We start from the raw sequence: 16,068 nt of genomic DNA on the forward strand, positions 1-16,068 counted from the left end.
GCTTGATATTAAGAAATATAGGGATTGCGGACATATTCCCTGCTAAAGCTGCCGAGGTTGCCGAAATAAATCGAGATGAGCTTAGCCGGATCGGTGGCTAATTCCCCGCCTTTCAACTGGCCGCCGTCGTCCTTGTCGTCCCAGGCCCAGGGAGCATTAGCGCCTCCTCTGCCGTTATTGCCGTTGAACGCCCCCCAGCTGGAGAAAGTTTTCGGATCAAACCTGTGGTCCCACATCCCGTTAGGCGCAAAGATATCTACGAGCTTATATTTTACATCGCGGTCATTGCCTCCCTTTGGCACGCCGGCAACATCTCTGCTCGGATAATAATAGATTACGTCGGTATTCGCATAGCTGGTTCCGTCCCATGCCTTGATGCCGTGGCCTTTAGCTTCCTGGAACGTTACCGGATGATTCATTCCGTCATAGCTGAGGTAGCGTACTGTTCCATCAATCGTCTCCTGGCCGTTCGTGTACGTGCTGTCGCTGGGTTTGAATGAGTAGAAATCCTTATGGAATACCGTTACCATTGCCTCCAGCCGGCCATATTCCGTGCCATCCTTGCGAACAACCGTCAGAACTCCCTCCAAATCATTCTCATGCTCATCGAGGCCGAAGAAGGGAAAATCCGTCCAATCGCGAGGATGAAAAAAGGCATATAAAATGAACCAGTGCGTCGTGGTTTCCACGATCGAATAATACGCTGTGCCTTTGAGACGTCCGGGATCAACGGATTGATTCTCCCAATTGTTCGAAGTGTCCCAATCCCCATCAAAATCGATGGCCGTTAAATAATCTGCATCATAATCGCTGCTGTCCGTATCTTGAATGTGTACGGGTGCCCAGCGGTAAGCCAGATCCAAATCGCTCGCCGCTGAAGCGCTCCCGGCTGGAATTGCCGTGTTCGCGAGCAGGAGCGCAAACATCAAGACAACGGACAATACCGCCCTGCCCCGCTTTCCCCGTCCAAGCTTCTCCTTATCCGTCCGAGTGTATGAATGATCATGATGAACCTGGCTCATTTTGTTCATGTTCTGTCCTCCTATCTTTTATCTTAATTTCACACTAAGAATACTAAACCATTTATGTAAATTAATAACTTTTATCTGATTTACTCTGATGGCTGTTTCCGTAATAATTTCTGTCGATGATCCCTGACTCTGTAAACTAGTAAAAGAAAGCTGGATATGCTTATGCTTATGCTTAGGCTTAGGCTTATGCTTAGGCACCAACTCGGGATTAACCGGAATGCCGGCTCAAAACCGAAATCAGTGCTTGACCAGAGGGCAGAGACGAGTGCGTGCGTAAAAGCTGGAGATAAATCTAATGGTTGTGAGCGACGTTATTTGGGTTGACATTAGGGTTTGCAAAATGTAACGGTTGTCAGCGAACCTATTTCCCGTTTTATCGTACGCTGAGGGGCTGTCTCGATCGAATAAGCGCGCATACAACCGTTAGAAAAGTAACCTCCATTTTTAGGGCCGATTAAACGCTATGACAACCGTTAGCGTAGCGTTGCTCCAAATAGATCGCCGTTCGAGGCTAACCCTTTGGTCATTCACCGAGTTCTAGGTTGGGCCGGAACTCCTCCAATATATCTCTTGTTATTCGCAAGCTGATGTTTTATATTGACATAATAGTAGGTCAAAAACAAAAGAGGTGAACGGCGGGATGACTCCACGCACGAAGGAACAAAATGAAGAGATCCGGCTGCGGCGTCTAGTGCAAATCCGTAAAGCTGCTGCCGATGTGTTTCTGTGTAAAGGGCCTTTACTGGAAATCCGCGATGTGGCCGCACAGGCGGGACTCGGCTATGGTACGGTATACCATTATTACAGCAATAAGGGCGATCTGCTCCACGATCTGCTATTGGACGCGTTGGAGCGGGCCGGGAGATGGCTAGAAGCGCCACTGAAGGATCCGGCAGAAGGCCCCGTTGGAGGAAGCGATAAGGCCCTGCTGAAGATACCGTCGGAGGATCCGCTAGAGGCTCCGTCTGAGCCACCGATGGAGGCCCTGCTGAAGAACTCGTTGGGGGGCCCTCTAAAGGCCCCGCTGGAGGCCCAACTGGAGAACCCGCCGCTTGAGGCCCCGCTAGCGGGCCAACTTAAGACCCCGCGCGCTTCAGTTTCGGGAAAGGCGCCGGCGGACGGGCATTTCGGCTTGGCTGCTGCCGCGGATACCGGGAACTCGGCTGCCGCGGGTTCCCGAAGCGGAGACCGCGAAACGGACGCTGCCGCAGAGCTTAGCCCCGTCGCCACCGCCGTTGTGCGGCTGCTGCAGCTTTGGGCCGAGGACCACGCCCTGTACCTGCTGTATAAGCTGGCCGGCGAGGGCTTTGCCTCGCTGCCTGAAGCGCGCTCGGCCCCGCTCTCGGCCGCCTTTCGCCGGGAGGTGCTCGCGCCGCTGGCGGCGCTGCTGAAAAGCGGGCGTGCGGCGGACAGGGCTGCCGCTTCGCCCGGAAACGCAGCTGAGCCGCCGTATCGGCTTGAGCGCGCGGAAATGCTGCTGGCCGCCTTGGTCGGCTGCGCCTCGCTTTCGCTTCGCCGCGGGAAGCTTCACGAGGAGGCCAGAGATATCGCCCAGTTTTTAAAATTATAATATTGATAAGGAGCGAGCAAACAGAAGATGATCATTTTAAAATCACCCAGAGAAATCGAAGAGATGAAGCCGGCGGGCCAAATCGTTGCAGACTGCCACCGCGAGGTGGCCAAGCTGATCGAGCCTGGGATCACCACCCGGGAAATCAATGACTTTGTGGCCAGACACATCACCAAGCTGGGCGGCAAGCAGTTTACGAAAGGCTACAACGGTTTCCCTGCCGAAACCTGCACTTCGGTCAACGATGTGGTGGCCCACGGCATTCCTTCGAACCGGGCGCTTATGGACGGAGACTTGCTGAAGCTCGACATCGTTGTGGAATACGGCGGATGGTTCGGCGATTCGTGCTGGAGCTATGCGGTAGGCAATATCCCGCCGGAGGCGCAAAAATTAATGAAGGTGACAAAGGAATGCTTGGATCTGGGGATCGCCCGGGCGCTCCCCGGAGGTCGGCTCGGCGACATAACATCAGCGATTCAACAGCATGCGGAAGCGAACGGGTTCTCGGTCGTGCGTGATCTGCTGGCGCACGGGATCGGGCGGAGCCTGCATGAGGAGCCGAACTACGAGCATATCGGCGTAGCCGGCAAAGGCATTCGGTTAAAGGAAGGCATGGTGTTTACGATTGAACCGATGCTCAACGAAGGGACATTTCGTATTACGATCGACGACGACCAGTGGACAGCGAGAACGGCCGACGGCAAGCTGACTGCGCAATATGAGCATACGATCGCAGTCACGCCGGACGGACCGCTGATTTTAACAGCCCAGTAAGCATCCAGGCGCACGGACCGGAACGCGTCTAACTTTACCAATTTACGAATAACCGCCTTCCCGGGAAAATGGGCCAGAAGTAAAACACTTCCTTCATAGCCGTTGTCCGCCATAAAGGAAGTGCACCTTTTCTTACCTAACTTGTGTATCAAACCGGTTCAGGAGGAGCCTTGTCCGCTACAACCGCAAGGACGATACCATGCTCCAGCAGCGCCTTTAATGCACAGAGCACCATTGTAAATCCGCCCATCGCGTCAAGGGCATCCTGTACAGCTTGATCCCCATCACCCTTAAATCCGGAGTTCGTAACACTAAGATAGGTTTCGCTATCGCTGAACGGTGTAAAGACCATTTCCACGGTTTGAATATCGGGCGGCGACCAATTTAGCAAAATACGGCGGTTTGCTTCGATTTCCAGCACATCCACATCTGTCCCGACACCGTACATCTCCCATTCCCAGCGGATGCGCTTGCCGGCCTCCAGCCTTCCGCTGCTCTTCGTAAACCAGAATTTTGTAGTGATTGAAGGGTCCGCTATGGCCTCAAATACCTCTTCTACCGGACGACGAATCAACATTCCCGTTCGAACAACAGGCGCCTCTTTCATATGCATTTTCATACTCCTCCCTTCGGCATTATAGCTTGTATCCAGCCTCCCCGATTCCCTGGCCTGCCATACACTGCAACCCAGCCAGTTCGGCAGTTAAGCCCAAAATTCCCGCAGCGCCTCCTCCAGTTCGCTTTGTTCATCCGCCTCTACCCAGCTGCCGGGAATAAGGAGATAGCGGCAGGCGCTGCTCTGCAAATAGCTATAGATGATTTGTACGGCATCGATATCTTCCCGGGTTATCTCGGCAGCATCGGGTTCCGTATCTTTCGTGAAATAGCTCAGAATCAAGGCTTTGGCTCTCTGTTGCAGCGATTCGATATCCGCTCTAGCAGCCACAGAGCACCGCTCACTGTGCAGCACAACGTTCCCCTTAATTAGAAATAGCTTTATCGTATCTTTGTCTAAATGCTCGTAGATAACGATGCTGTGATTCTCAGCCGCGAACTCGATCACCTGCCTTTTGCTTAAGAGCAAATTCACCGCCTCCATGCCGTCCCTGTACTTTGCAGCCTGCTCAAAATCGAAACGTTCGGCGGCCTCTACCATTTTGTGCTCCATTTCATCATATAAACTTCGATCATTCCCTTGAAGCAGGCCAATGAATCGATCCATGACTTCATCGAATCGCCGGGCATTTGCGCCGCCAAGGCATTTGCCAAGACAGAGGCCAAGCGAATAGTTCAAGCATGGAGTATTTGCCGATGCAGCTGCAGGCCTATAATTGCAGGCGATTTTACAGCATTCCTCAATCCTTGCCACGGCATGTTCAAGGCTTTTTCTGCTGGCTGTATAAGGGCCAAAAAAACGAGACCGGTCTTGACCGCCATCATCCAGCGTATCTGTAATTTCCAGCCAGCGCCAATCGCGCTTTTGCCGTAATACGATGTAACTGTAACCTAGCGGATTTTTCATCTTCCGATTATACATTGGCTTTATGTCCTGAATGAGCCTGCATTCCAGCATAAACGCTTCAAACTCCGTATCGGTAACGATGTGCTCCAGGTCTTTGACATGGTGAACCAGTTTTTTCACTTTGGGGGAGTGCGATTTATTGTTGTAAAAATATGATTGAACTCTTTTCTTCAGACTTTTGGATTTGCCAACGTAAATGACCGTTCCCCGCGAATCTCTCATGAGATATACGCCCGGCGACAGCGGTAGCTCCTGTATTATTGTTTTCATTTGAGTGCATGATCCTCTCAACGAATCTATCAAATATGGCGAATTCCGCTCAACTTAAAGATACCATACGCACACCAAGAAGCACCACATTCACCGCCGGATCGGAGCTTGACGAACGTGATGCTTTTATATAAAAAAGCTATAACCTGGATTAACCCCTTTCCGAATAGGGCTGATTGGCTATCATTGCCCCGTAGCCGACTGGCGGCCCCAAAATCACGGATTCCCGAATGGGCGCAACGGCTCGTGCATAATCCTCTGCACGAATGCCATACGCACGCTGCGCCACCTCTGCCGGCAGGAAACGCAGAAAATCCGAGCCATACACAATATCCGGCGTAGGCTGATCGAAAATCGTAAGCAGGTGGGCATGATCGCTTTCCGCGATAATCCAGTGAAACCAGCCTTTGGGTAACATACAGACTTGCCCGGGCTTTAAATGGTAGGAAATCAATCTTTGCGTAAATGGATCAAACACGGAGGTAATTACCTCTCCATGGATAACATATACCAGTTCGTTGACATTTGTATGCCAATGCGGCTGGATAATGATGCCTTTCGTTAAATGTACATTGAAAAATCCGGTTTTTATCGCAGGAAGCTGTTCCCCGAATACTTGGGTAATATAATTATGCGGATCGCGCTGATAGTTTAGCACTTGATTGGAATCCGCCGCCAGGCGCAAATTCGGATCTTGCAGAACGGGATCGATCATCATAGCATCCTCCTTGAATGGGTAAACGTCTATTCAACATATGCCCAGGATGCTCGATTTGCTACAGATGCGCCATGTACGATCTGAGACATAAAAAGGGCGCCTTCACGGCACCCAAGCTGTACACAGATAATTATTTATCGTCATTGTCTTGCTCATCATCGTCATCATCTTTATCGTCGCTGTCGATCTCGAGCTTCAATTGCTTCCCGCTGGAGAATTTAATTTTGAGCTCCAGCTCTTTGATTTGATCCTTGTTGATATCCAGCGCTGTCATCAGCTTCTCTGCGGCTTCCCTGCTGCTCATGCTGTCCGTTAAGCCAGCTTCGCCAAGAACCTTCTCTACATACTGCACGGCTTGCTGGCCTTTGAGCTTTTCCTTGTCTTTTTTGGCGCTGATTTCGACCTCGGCCTGGGCAGCTCCCTTTTTCTGCTTGTATTCCAGCTGTACTTTTTGCTTCCCTGTCAGCTCGGCCTCAAATTCGAATTCCTCAATCCCGCCAGCGTTTTGTTCCGGCCTCGGCTTTACTTCGGTTTTCTTATCCTTTTCCTTATCCTTTTCCTTATCTTTTTCCTTTTCCTTGTCCTTAGAAACGGTTTCTTTCGCAGGTACAAGCTCAGCCTCCACCACATTGCCATCTTTTACGATCAATTTCACGGTATCGTTGACGGCAATTTGTTTGTCCAAAATAAGCTTATTGTAGCTCTTCACAGGCAGCTCAGAGGAAATTCCGTAAGATAACAATTGTTTGTTTACGGTCTCGATTTTGATTTGCCCCTGAACGGAGTTATTGCTGCTGTCCGCTGCTCCAGCCGAAAATTGAATTTCCTTTACCGTACCGCTTACGGAGATCGCTCCTTGATTCTGGAGCAGTCCTTCATTGGTCCGATCCAGCAGTGCCGCCATCTCCGCACGGGTCACATTCTTATTCGGCTTGAATGTACCATCAGGATAGCCGCTCACAATTCCTTGGGCAACGGCAACGTTCACGTAGCCGACAGCGCCTGCGGGAATCGCCTTCGCATCTTTGAAATCAGGAATCTTCGTCATTTGACTTAGCGCTTCCTCCTCCAGCCCCAAAGATTTGACCAGCAGGCTCGATACCCATACGCGGCTAGCCGGCTTGTCCGGCATAATTTTATCCTCCGCCGCATCAAACAGTCCCTTCTCCAGCGCTACGATGACATAACCTTTGGCCCAGGAGTACCGCTTGTCCAACTGATCTGCATCTTTGAAATGAAGCTGGGTTTCGCTGGATTTCGATTTGGCATCGCCATCGAGTCCCATCAAACGGACGGCCGTAACGATAGCTTCGACGCGGGTGACTGGCTGGTTCGGACGGAAGGAGCCGTCCTCGAAGCCCTGCAATACTTTTTTCGATTGCATTTTCGTTATGTATCCCGCTGCCCATTCCGCTTCTTGAATATCTTTAAATTCCCGCGCCATAATTTGGCCAGATTGTCCGAAGATAAGAAATCCGGCTAATAGCAAGCATAGCAAACCCTTTACCTTTTTCATGAAGTCCTTCCTCTCGATTAATAATGATCTCAAAGCCCTACATCTGTTATTACGGAAGCAGATGTCTTTTTATGGGGGGCGCTTCAAATAAACTTAATCATCATCGTCATTATTTTTATGGTTCTTCTTGCCGGATTGGGCCGGCTTGTTTGCCTGTTGCGGCTTCTCCCCTTGCCCCTTCGCATTACCGTTGTTTTTGTCATTATTGTTATCGTTGTCTTTGTCCTTTTTCTTATCCTGCGCCTCTGCCTTCTTATTTGCTTTCTCCTGTTCCTTCCTCTCCTGTTCCTGCTTTTTTTCCTCTGCCTTTATCTGAGCCTTCAAGGGATTTTCGAGTTGGAATTTCAGTTTGCCGCCATTCGAATATTCAGCCTCGAATTGCAGCTCGAGCCATCCATCTTCTTCGATCTTCAGCGCTGATAGCAGCAGGCTTTGCACGGCCTTTCGGTCGCTCTGCTCATTCAAGTCCAGTTGCTTCAGAAGATTCTCGGCAAAGCTAACGGCTTGCTGACCCTGCTGCTTCTCCTGGTTCTGCTTCACCTTTCTTTCGAGCTTTGCTTCCGGCTTGCCATCCTTAATCTTATAGTCGAGTTTGACCTTTCCATCTACGGCCAGCTTGATCTCCAGATTCAACTTCTGGACTATATCTTGTGAACCAGCCTGCGGCGATTTGCCCGTCTTCTCAGCGGCAGGCTCTTCCTGAGCTTGAACGGCGGATGTACCTGGCTGCTGTTGTACAGAAGCAACGGAATTACGTTCATCCGCCCCTTGTGCCCTTCTGCTGTCCTCGGGGATCTCGCCATTCCCTGCCGCTTCGCTCTGAACGCGATTAGCGGAGGAATCTTCCTCCAGAATAGGCTCCTGCTGAACGCTCGTCTGCCGCGCAGGCGGTTCAGCAACAGCCTTGCTATCTTCGTTTGAATCCTTCACTTGCTGGTCTAATGCTGCAATATGCTCCGTCTTTGGCCCCTCATCAAACAAATCCAGCGGATCGACCCCTGCCTCTTGAAGCGAGCTCAATATGGACTGGCTCCGCAGCTGCTCCGCGCTTAGCGGAATGCCCTTTTCTGCCGCCCGCTCCTTCACGATATATTTGTTCAATGAGAGCTGTTCTTGCTGCGCCTTCTCCCGCTGCTGCTCGTTTAACGCAAATACTTCAACATAATAGCTCTTGTCCTGAACGGTAATTTTATGCGGATCAATCGCATATGCGGCTTCTCCAACACCGACAATCGACAGCCAAATCCATTTTTTCCCCGATTCAGGATCCAGGTAACCCTGCTGCTCTGCCTGGGCAAAAATCAGTTGCAGCGCCTCGTACACATCCTCGTTCTCCAGCTCCTTCCCAGACAGCAGGAGCATGGCGTCCTCATTCAGCAGGTTCACCTGATCGACCCGCCCATGCTTATTAACAACCAGTTCCAGACCCGGATTGATGTCAACAGCTACGAACGTAACGGGCTGCTTAGCACCCTGCAAGTAGTTGAATATAAACACAGCACCCAGCAGCAGAATCAACGATGCAGCATATATCCACTGCTTTTTCAAAAAGCGCATATACCTGTTCCCATGTGCCGGCGCCGCCATTACAGGAACGGAGATTTTCTCCCCCAAGCCCGGCATGACCGGCGGATGCGGCAGGTTCCGGAAAGTCCCGTCCTCACAGAGGACAACGATACAATGTTCTGTTATTTTCATTACGGTTCCTTGCATCATGATCACTCCCCTACATCCGCAAATGAAACGGTACTGCGAATCCGCTCAAATTCCTCGCTGGAATAAATGAGAACAAGCGCGATCAAATACTTGCGGTTTCTTTCTAATGTTTTACGGCTTACCTTAAAAAAATCAAGCATCTCCTTCATCGGCAGACGCTTTGTTGTATGTAAAATTTCGACCCAATCCGCATGCCCGCTAAAAAGCTTGGCCATCTGAATAAATTGCTGGCGGGAATCCCGGTGTTTGGGAGAATAATCCTCTAATTCCTCTAAGGATACACCGTATTCCTGCAGCGTTTCATCATAGAGCATAAGCTCCTGCGCCAATTCGAACGCCGTCTGCTCCCGCTCGTAGGCTTCCATGGCGCTGGCGATTTCCAGTGCGGTTTGCGCGAATTCATCCTGAACATGGTCGTAAATGACACTCTCAGAGCGCAAGATGGTTCCTTGTTTGCGAAATTCATCCACAAGACGATTGCGAATCAGCATAAAAGCGAAATTATCAAATGATTTGCCCAGTGTTTCGTTATAACGATCAATCGCTTCGTTAAAAGCGATCAGACCCACGCTTGACTCGTCATGGTTCCACCCGATTTGCCGCTTGCAGACATGCGAAACCGTGCGAAGGATAAATGGACGATAATGCTCAATCAGCATATTCCTTTCTGCTGTGCTGCCCTCTTCCTGGACTTTCTTCAGTATCTGTTCTAGTGGCCTGTCCATCAATGGTCATCACTTCCTATTACGTGTATATCATAGCTGTTTATGGGGGTGCTCCAAAACCAATATAAGATATATATCGTGATAAGAGCCCTGGTTCATGAGCTTGGATATGTAAAAAAAAGCCCCACGTCATAGTGAGGCCCTTTAAATTTGAATGTAACGCACAAGGCTTTCCTTAATCCATTCGCCATGGCGTTCCAGCTGCCGAAGCCCTGCCGATGTGGAGCGAATCTGCTCACGCAGCACCTCTGGACCGTCGGTCCCCTGCAGAAACCGGCTCATAAAATGCAGAAACACATCGATTTGACGCAGCCGCAACAGCACCGGGACAGCCTCGAGCTCTTCCCCTGTAAGGCGGACCCTACTGCCAAACCCCTGACAGAACCGGTTGACAGCCTCACGGTCTTTGTCCTCGCCCTGGCCGAGCAGCCCTGAAATGATGACAGCCGGCTCCATCGCCCGGACATCCTTCGTGCAGAACTCGAAATCGAGCAATGCCGTTACCTGCGCCGGATCATCCTCACTTACGAGCAGATTGGAATAGTTGAGATCTCCGTGGATGAGCTGCTGCGGCAGCTTCTCCAGTCCATCCAGTCTCTCAAGCACGCCCTGATAGGCTAGTCCCAGCTCCCCGAGCGGTTCCCGCAAATCCATAAATGGCGGAGGCGGCTGCTGGCAAAACTCCAGCACGGCTTCGCGGGTGCATATCGGATAAGACTGGGGCAGTTCATAATACGGCCTGTAAGACGGCTGCATTCCCGGGTCAATTTCCGCCAATCGCGATAGCATTTCTCCAGCTGCTTCTCCAAACGATTGGGCCGCTGTACTCTCATCTCCTTGCAGCCTTGTTCCTTCTATGTACTCAAACATGCATGCATATCGTCCTGTTCCGTCTTCCAGCCGAACCGTCGTTTCTCCGGAATTCGTCCGAACGGGACGCGGAACCTGGTAATTCAATGTGCGCTCGTCGTTCAGCGCTTGCAGCACTATATGCTCGAACCGGATCTTCTCTAAATCCTGGTGGGTTTCATAGATCCGCAGGACACTGCGGCGCGACCTGCCTTCGACAAAGTAAGTCGTATTATTCCAGCCGCTGGCTCCCTGCTGTATCCTCCCGTTATATTCCGGCGGATACTGTTCTAGTATCATTCTCAGCATATCTCTTTCCTTTCATCCCCAGTTCAATCAGCTTACTTGATTTTGAGTTTTATACTCTCCAATAGATTATACATTATAGTATCCCTCTATGTTCATTGAATCATGAGCCTTCATGATTTTTGTCCTTCTAAAACACCAAGAAACCCCGCAGCGTCCTACCACAGTGCTACCGGGTTTCTTGATTTGCATCGTATGCGTTTAAGTTTTGCATTGCTTCGATTTCCCAACCTTCTTGCATGACAACTAGGAATTTACTGGTACCATGCTTAATTATTTGAGCAATTCTTCTGGTGTTTCGCCTTGATAAATGTACAGGAAGCTAGCCGTAGAAACAACAAATGCAGCGAAGAGAGACAACATGGAAGCACTGGCATAGGCTACTTTTTTCATCATTCTCACCTCCTTAGTTTGATTAACAGCATCGACTGGGCAGCAAAGGAAAGGCTAAGTACGGGTGACATGATTAGAAAATTGGAGCATACAATCAGCACAGATATCCATTTGAGCAAAGGATAATATTGAACAGGAATACGCGTCTGCTGCTGTATTCTGGATGGGGCAAAAAGGAGGCAAAGCATCGCAGCGATCACATTAAGGATCACCATATAGAAAGCGCTGAGCTCGATGAGGGACAGCATGGTAAATAACGCAGTAGTAGCAAGCACACATTTCATGCCGGAATTCAGATGGATTCCGCCCGAAACCTGGCGAAGAAGAGCAAATGACACAAGAATAACCAATACTTCATGCGTCCTGCCGGTAAAAGCCGACAACAGCAGCGTCAAAGTGATGATCAGCACAGCATTCAAGAGCAGGGCGATGGAATACCGCAGAACGGCAATCGAGGCCGGATGATCGGGAGCGGTTCGCTTGATTTGCACAGCAATTCGATTAGCCATCATATTGATCATGATCCTTCTTCTCCTTCCTGACCGCATAATATAGAAAAAAGGAGAGCGTAATCGAGAAGAATAATAGATTAGACCATATCTCATTCCGGTAAAGGATAATCGTAAAGAAAATGAGCACCATGAAGATGGTAGAGCTGACGATCAAATCCTCCCGCTTGAACCTGACTTTCTCGAAATTCCAGGTAAATCCGATGCCAAGCCTGTAAAGGAACCAGGACACAAGCCCAATTGTAATCGCGCTGGAGGTCTGCAAAGCATATCCATAAAGTTGAACGCTTTGCGATTCAATAATGGAGTCGAAGACGATACTCACAATCATCGTCTGCAGCAAACTGAATGCCGTATAACCGGTAAGCGTAATAACGGCGGCCCCAACCAAGGGCTCTTTCACCACGGTGGCTACAAAAAATATGAACAACATAATATTGGTAATCGGCGCTAAATAATAGAGGGAAAGCTCGCTGCGCAGTAAGTAGCTTTGCAGCGACATCAGCAGAATAACAAACAAAGCCTGCCAGAAATATGGGAGCGGATTGATTTTGAAGATGGTCATCATGAGCGCAAATATGCCTAGACCCTCGATCGTTGAGAAAGCCATAAAAGCGAAGGATTCCATAAACCGAGATCACCCTTTAGCGATAAACACTTTCCTATTCGTTTGATAGTCGGTCGCCTTCTGGACCTCACTCAACTCTCTGGAAACCAAATAATATCTTTGGGAAATTATGGTCTATCGAGTTAATAAAAATATACGATATCAACATCTATTTTTCAAGTTTATTTTGCTAGAATGCACAGATTTGAGCCGTTATACCCGGAGCTATACTTTTTGTCCTAGTCCCTCCGCTCTTATATTATCCATAACTATTTAACCTTGACGTAATCGTATATCAGCTTATTAAATGAGGATATATGATATGCTAGGTTAAGAATTAAGCGAACTATGTCGAAATAGGATGGTAAACATGCCCAAGCGAAAATTAATCTTCATTTCTCTTATATTTTTGTTCATGCTGACGGGCTGCCGCTTCCTATGGCTGCATTTCTTTGCAACGCCGCCTCACCCGGTCCCTGTTCATGGAGAACTCGATTTAAGGAACTGGGATCCTATTACAGATCATTCGATCATCGTAGACGGCCAGTGGGAGTTTTATCCGAATATGTTCCTGATCCAGAATAACGATCTCCCTAAGTCAATAGCCGCAGAACCCGAATACATACAAGTTCCCGTAAGCTGGCGTATGCCAGCAATGACGGGCGATAATCCGAACATAGGCTTCGGCACTTACCGGCTGCGGATTCACGTCGATCCGGGCAAAGGCCGCTCCTTCGGCTTCCATATTCCCAGCATCTCGAGCTCGTCCGAAGTGTATGTCAACGGCCAGCGGGTTGGCCAATCCGGACAGCCAGCCGACCGCAAGCAGGCCTACAAGCCGCTCGATATTCCTTATACCGCATACTATAACCTGGAAAACGGGGCCTTACTTGATCTCGTCATTCAGGTGGCGAACTTTGACGATACAACGAAGGGCGGCATCGTCCGCTCCATACAGTTTGGACTGGAAAATGTCCTGGACCGGGATCAGCTCTTTGCCGCCGATATGGTCCGTTTCGCCTGCGTCGCTTACATGATCCATGCGTTGTATGGGGTAGTGTTGTATTTCGTCGGCAACCGGGACAAGCGCCTTCTCTACTTTTCTGGAATGATCACTTGCATCGTGCTTGGAACGTTGGTTGATGGCGAGCGACTGCTGTTTGCATGGATTCCTTTCAACTATGAATGGAGTATTAAAATACTGTTTCTAACCATGATCTCCGGCGGTTTTTTCCTGCTGCAATCGATTCGTTTCCGGCTGCCTTATTGGCTGAGAACGACAGGCTCTCTTATTTACATCATCGCCTGCATCGCCGCTTATATCTCCATATTGCTGCTGCCTGCCTCCACAATTTTCATGCTGCGTGGGGTCTATATTGTAACCATGTTCATCCCCTGCCTGCTGGCTCCCGGGGTGCTGTTCAGGTCCACGCTCAGCAGCAGCCGGGATAATATCTTTCTGCTGCTTGCTGCCATTGCGTCGATCAACAGCCTGATCTGGCTGTTTGTCTTGTATTTCCTTCGTGTGCAGATGGTTTCGTACCCATTCGATTTGATAATTGCCACCATTTGTTTTGCATCTTACTGGTTCAAGCGTTATTTTCAAATGATGGACGAATCCCGGAAGCTGGCCACGAAGCTGCAAAGAGCCGACAAGCAAAAGGACGATTTCCTGACCACGGTCGCTCATGAACTGCGCAATCCGCTGCATGGCATCCTGAACATCTCGCAATCCGTCTCGGACAGGGAAAAGGATACCATGGGATTAAAAAGCGCGAAAGATCTGGAGCTGCTGGAAACGATCGGGCGGCGCATGTCCTTCATGATTAATGATCTGCTGGACCTGGCACGGATCAAGGAGAACCGTATTACGCTGCAGCAGTCGAATGTCTCGCTTCATAGCGTGGCCGCCACGGTCATTGATATGCTGCAATTTTTGACCCAGGGGAAGCCGCTTCGCTTGAGCAACCAGGTTCAGCCAAGTTTCCCCCTCGTCATCGCCGACGAGAACCGCCTGATTCAAATTCTGATCAACCTGCTGCATAATGCCGTGAAATATTCATATGCCGGCGAAGTAGCTGTCGAAGCCCGGGCGGAGAATGGCTGGGCCGTCATTTCCGTTCGCGACGCCGGCATCGGCATGAATGCCGATGTGCTCGAAAGAATTTTCGAGCCTTATGAGCAAGCCGCCCATCCTGTGGCTGGAGGCGGTTTTGGACTCGGGCTAAGCATTTGCAAGCAGCTTGTCGAAATGCATGGCGGAACGATGAAAGCCAGCTCGCAGCCAAATAAAGGCTCCGTGTTCACCTTCACCTTAAAGCTCGCTGTCTCTTCCGGGCAGCAGAGCGGATCGGCTGACCAGGATCATACGAAGCAGGAATTATGGGGACAAGATCAACGTGGTGCGTTGGAAAGCGCTGCAACTGGATTCGAACAAATGGCCGCTGCTAGCGAACCGGCCTCCGCGCTCTCGCATCCGTCACATCCTCAGCCCTCCCCGCTGCCCGGCCTTAGCCGGGTGCTCGCTGTCGATGACGACCCTGTCAATTTAAAGGTGCTGGAGAGCATTTTTGCGGCCGAGCCTTATGAGATAGTCACGGCTACCAGCGGCAAGGAAGCGCTAGCTCTGCTTGATCAACGCAGCTATGATTTAGTAATTAGTGATGTGATGATGCCAAGCATGTCCGGGTATGAGCTGACCGCCCGGATTCGGTCGCGCTATTCCGTCTCCGAGCTGCCCGTACTCCTGCTGACGGCATGCAGCAGAGACGAAGATATTGAAGCCGGATTCCGGGCCGGGGCCAACGATTACGTGACCAAGCCGATGAAAGCGACCGAGCTGAAATCGCGGGTCAAATCGCTAACAAAACTAAAGCGCTCCGTGAACGAACGGCTGCGAATGGAGGCGGCCTGGCTGCAGGCGCAAATCAAGCCCCATTTCATCTTGAATACATTCACGGCGATTGCCGAGCTCAGCAAAGTGGATACCGACCGCATGGACGCCTTGGTAGAGGAGCTGAATAACTACATTCGGCTCAGCATCGATTTCCAGAACTCCGATCAGTCCGCTCCCCTGGAGCATGAGCTCAGCCTGGTGCAGTCGTACTTGTATATTAAGAAGGAACGCTTCGGCGACCGGCTGCAGGTCGTCTGGAATGTCGAGGATGCCATTCAAGTCCAAATACCGCCGCTTACGATCCAGCCCCTCGTTGAAAATGCGGTCATCCACGGCATTCTTAGCCGAGCCTCAGGCGGAGAAGTAACTATTTCCATCACACAAAGCGGGCATGAGGTCAAAGTGAGTGTATCGGATAACGGGATCGGCATCGAAGAGGCAAAGCTTGCGCATATTCTCAATCGGCAGGTCGATGCCCGTACAGGGATCGGTCTCCACAATACTGACAGACGGCTCAAGCAGTTTTACGGAAGCGGGTTAAAGGTCGAAAGCAAGCTGGGCGAAGGGACGACGGTTTCTTTTTCGATTGCGAAATCGCATGCCGGGAAGACGTCCTATTAAACAAGGCCGTGAACCGAATTTCGGTTCACGGCCTTGCTGTTTCTA

General features: G+C 50.3%; 14 protein-coding genes. 3 read left to right on the top strand and 11 right to left on the bottom strand.

Annotated features, from left to right (window positions below):
- Positions 1-8: 8 nt before the first annotated feature.
- Positions 9-1,031, bottom strand: a complete 1,023-nt coding sequence (locus tag MKX50_RS14170; RefSeq protein ID WP_339157248.1) for a hypothetical protein — start codon at positions 1,029-1,031, stop codon at positions 9-11.
- Between the two features lie 640 nt (positions 1,032-1,671).
- Here MKX50_RS14170 and MKX50_RS14175 point away from each other — a divergent pair.
- Together MKX50_RS14175 and map are read left to right on the top strand one after the other, a co-directional pair.
- Positions 1,672-2,601 carry a TetR family transcriptional regulator gene (locus MKX50_RS14175; RefSeq protein ID WP_213592017.1) on the top strand — a complete coding sequence of 310 codons (930 nt, stop codon included), beginning with the start codon at positions 1,672-1,674 and terminating at the stop codon, positions 2,599-2,601.
- Positions 2,602-2,628: 27 nt separating this feature from the next.
- Positions 2,629-3,375, top strand: coding sequence for a type I methionyl aminopeptidase (map, locus tag MKX50_RS14180; protein ID WP_213592015.1), 747 nt, complete (start codon positions 2,629-2,631; stop codon positions 3,373-3,375).
- A 148-nt stretch (positions 3,376-3,523) separates the two neighbouring features.
- Here the strand turns inward: map and MKX50_RS14185 are convergent, their stop codons facing one another.
- The 10 genes from MKX50_RS14185 to MKX50_RS14230 form a co-directional block, all read right to left on the bottom strand.
- Complete coding sequence (locus tag MKX50_RS14185; protein ID WP_213592013.1) at positions 3,524-3,988, bottom strand: SRPBCC family protein; 465 nt, start codon at positions 3,986-3,988, stop codon at positions 3,524-3,526.
- A gap of 90 nt (positions 3,989-4,078) precedes the next feature.
- Positions 4,079-5,167 carry a GIY-YIG nuclease family protein gene (locus tag MKX50_RS14190; RefSeq protein ID WP_213592011.1) on the bottom strand — a complete coding sequence of 363 codons (1,089 nt, stop codon included), beginning with the start codon at positions 5,165-5,167 and terminating at the stop codon, positions 4,079-4,081.
- 151 nt (positions 5,168-5,318) lie between these two features.
- On the bottom strand, positions 5,319-5,882 hold the full coding sequence (locus tag MKX50_RS14195; RefSeq protein WP_155612795.1) for a cupin domain-containing protein: 564 nt from the start codon (positions 5,880-5,882) through the stop codon (positions 5,319-5,321).
- 133 nt (positions 5,883-6,015) lie between these two features.
- The gene (locus tag MKX50_RS14200) at positions 6,016-7,401 is read right to left on the bottom strand and encodes an S-layer homology domain-containing protein (RefSeq protein WP_339157249.1); all 1,386 of its coding nucleotides are present in this window, start codon (positions 7,399-7,401) and stop codon (positions 6,016-6,018) included.
- A 93-nt stretch (positions 7,402-7,494) separates the two neighbouring features.
- Positions 7,495-9,117 carry a YusW family protein gene (locus tag MKX50_RS14205; protein WP_213592007.1) on the bottom strand — a complete coding sequence of 541 codons (1,623 nt, stop codon included), beginning with the start codon at positions 9,115-9,117 and terminating at the stop codon, positions 7,495-7,497.
- A gap of 2 nt (positions 9,118-9,119) precedes the next feature.
- On the bottom strand, positions 9,120-9,842 hold the full coding sequence (gene sigI, locus MKX50_RS14210; RefSeq protein WP_155612798.1) for an RNA polymerase sigma-I factor: 723 nt from the start codon (positions 9,840-9,842) through the stop codon (positions 9,120-9,122).
- Between the two features lie 144 nt (positions 9,843-9,986).
- Positions 9,987-11,000 (bottom strand): phosphotransferase, encoded by a 1,014-nt coding sequence (locus MKX50_RS14215; RefSeq protein WP_213592005.1) that lies wholly within the window; start codon positions 10,998-11,000, stop codon positions 9,987-9,989.
- A 270-nt stretch (positions 11,001-11,270) separates the two neighbouring features.
- The gene (locus tag MKX50_RS14220) at positions 11,271-11,393 is read right to left on the bottom strand and encodes a cyclic lactone autoinducer peptide (RefSeq protein ID WP_074048639.1); all 123 of its coding nucleotides are present in this window, start codon (positions 11,391-11,393) and stop codon (positions 11,271-11,273) included.
- A 2-nt stretch (positions 11,394-11,395) separates the two neighbouring features.
- Positions 11,396-11,911, bottom strand: coding sequence for an accessory gene regulator B family protein (locus tag MKX50_RS14225; RefSeq protein WP_213592003.1), 516 nt, complete (start codon positions 11,909-11,911; stop codon positions 11,396-11,398).
- Entirely contained in the window at positions 11,892-12,527 is a 636-nt protein-coding gene (locus tag MKX50_RS14230) for a hypothetical protein (protein ID WP_213592001.1), read from the bottom strand. Before MKX50_RS14230 ends, MKX50_RS14225 begins: the two co-directional genes overlap by 20 nt.
- 349 nt (positions 12,528-12,876) lie before the next feature.
- Between MKX50_RS14230 and MKX50_RS14235 the strand changes: the two genes are divergently transcribed.
- Complete coding sequence (locus MKX50_RS14235) at positions 12,877-16,023, top strand: ATP-binding protein (RefSeq protein ID WP_339157250.1); 3,147 nt, start codon at positions 12,877-12,879, stop codon at positions 16,021-16,023.
- Positions 16,024-16,068 lie beyond the last annotated feature (45 nt).

The sequence above is a fragment of the Paenibacillus sp. FSL W8-0186 genome, assembly GCF_037969765.1.
In the GTDB taxonomy this organism is placed as follows: Bacteria; Bacillota; Bacilli; order Paenibacillales; family Paenibacillaceae; genus Fontibacillus; species Fontibacillus woosongensis.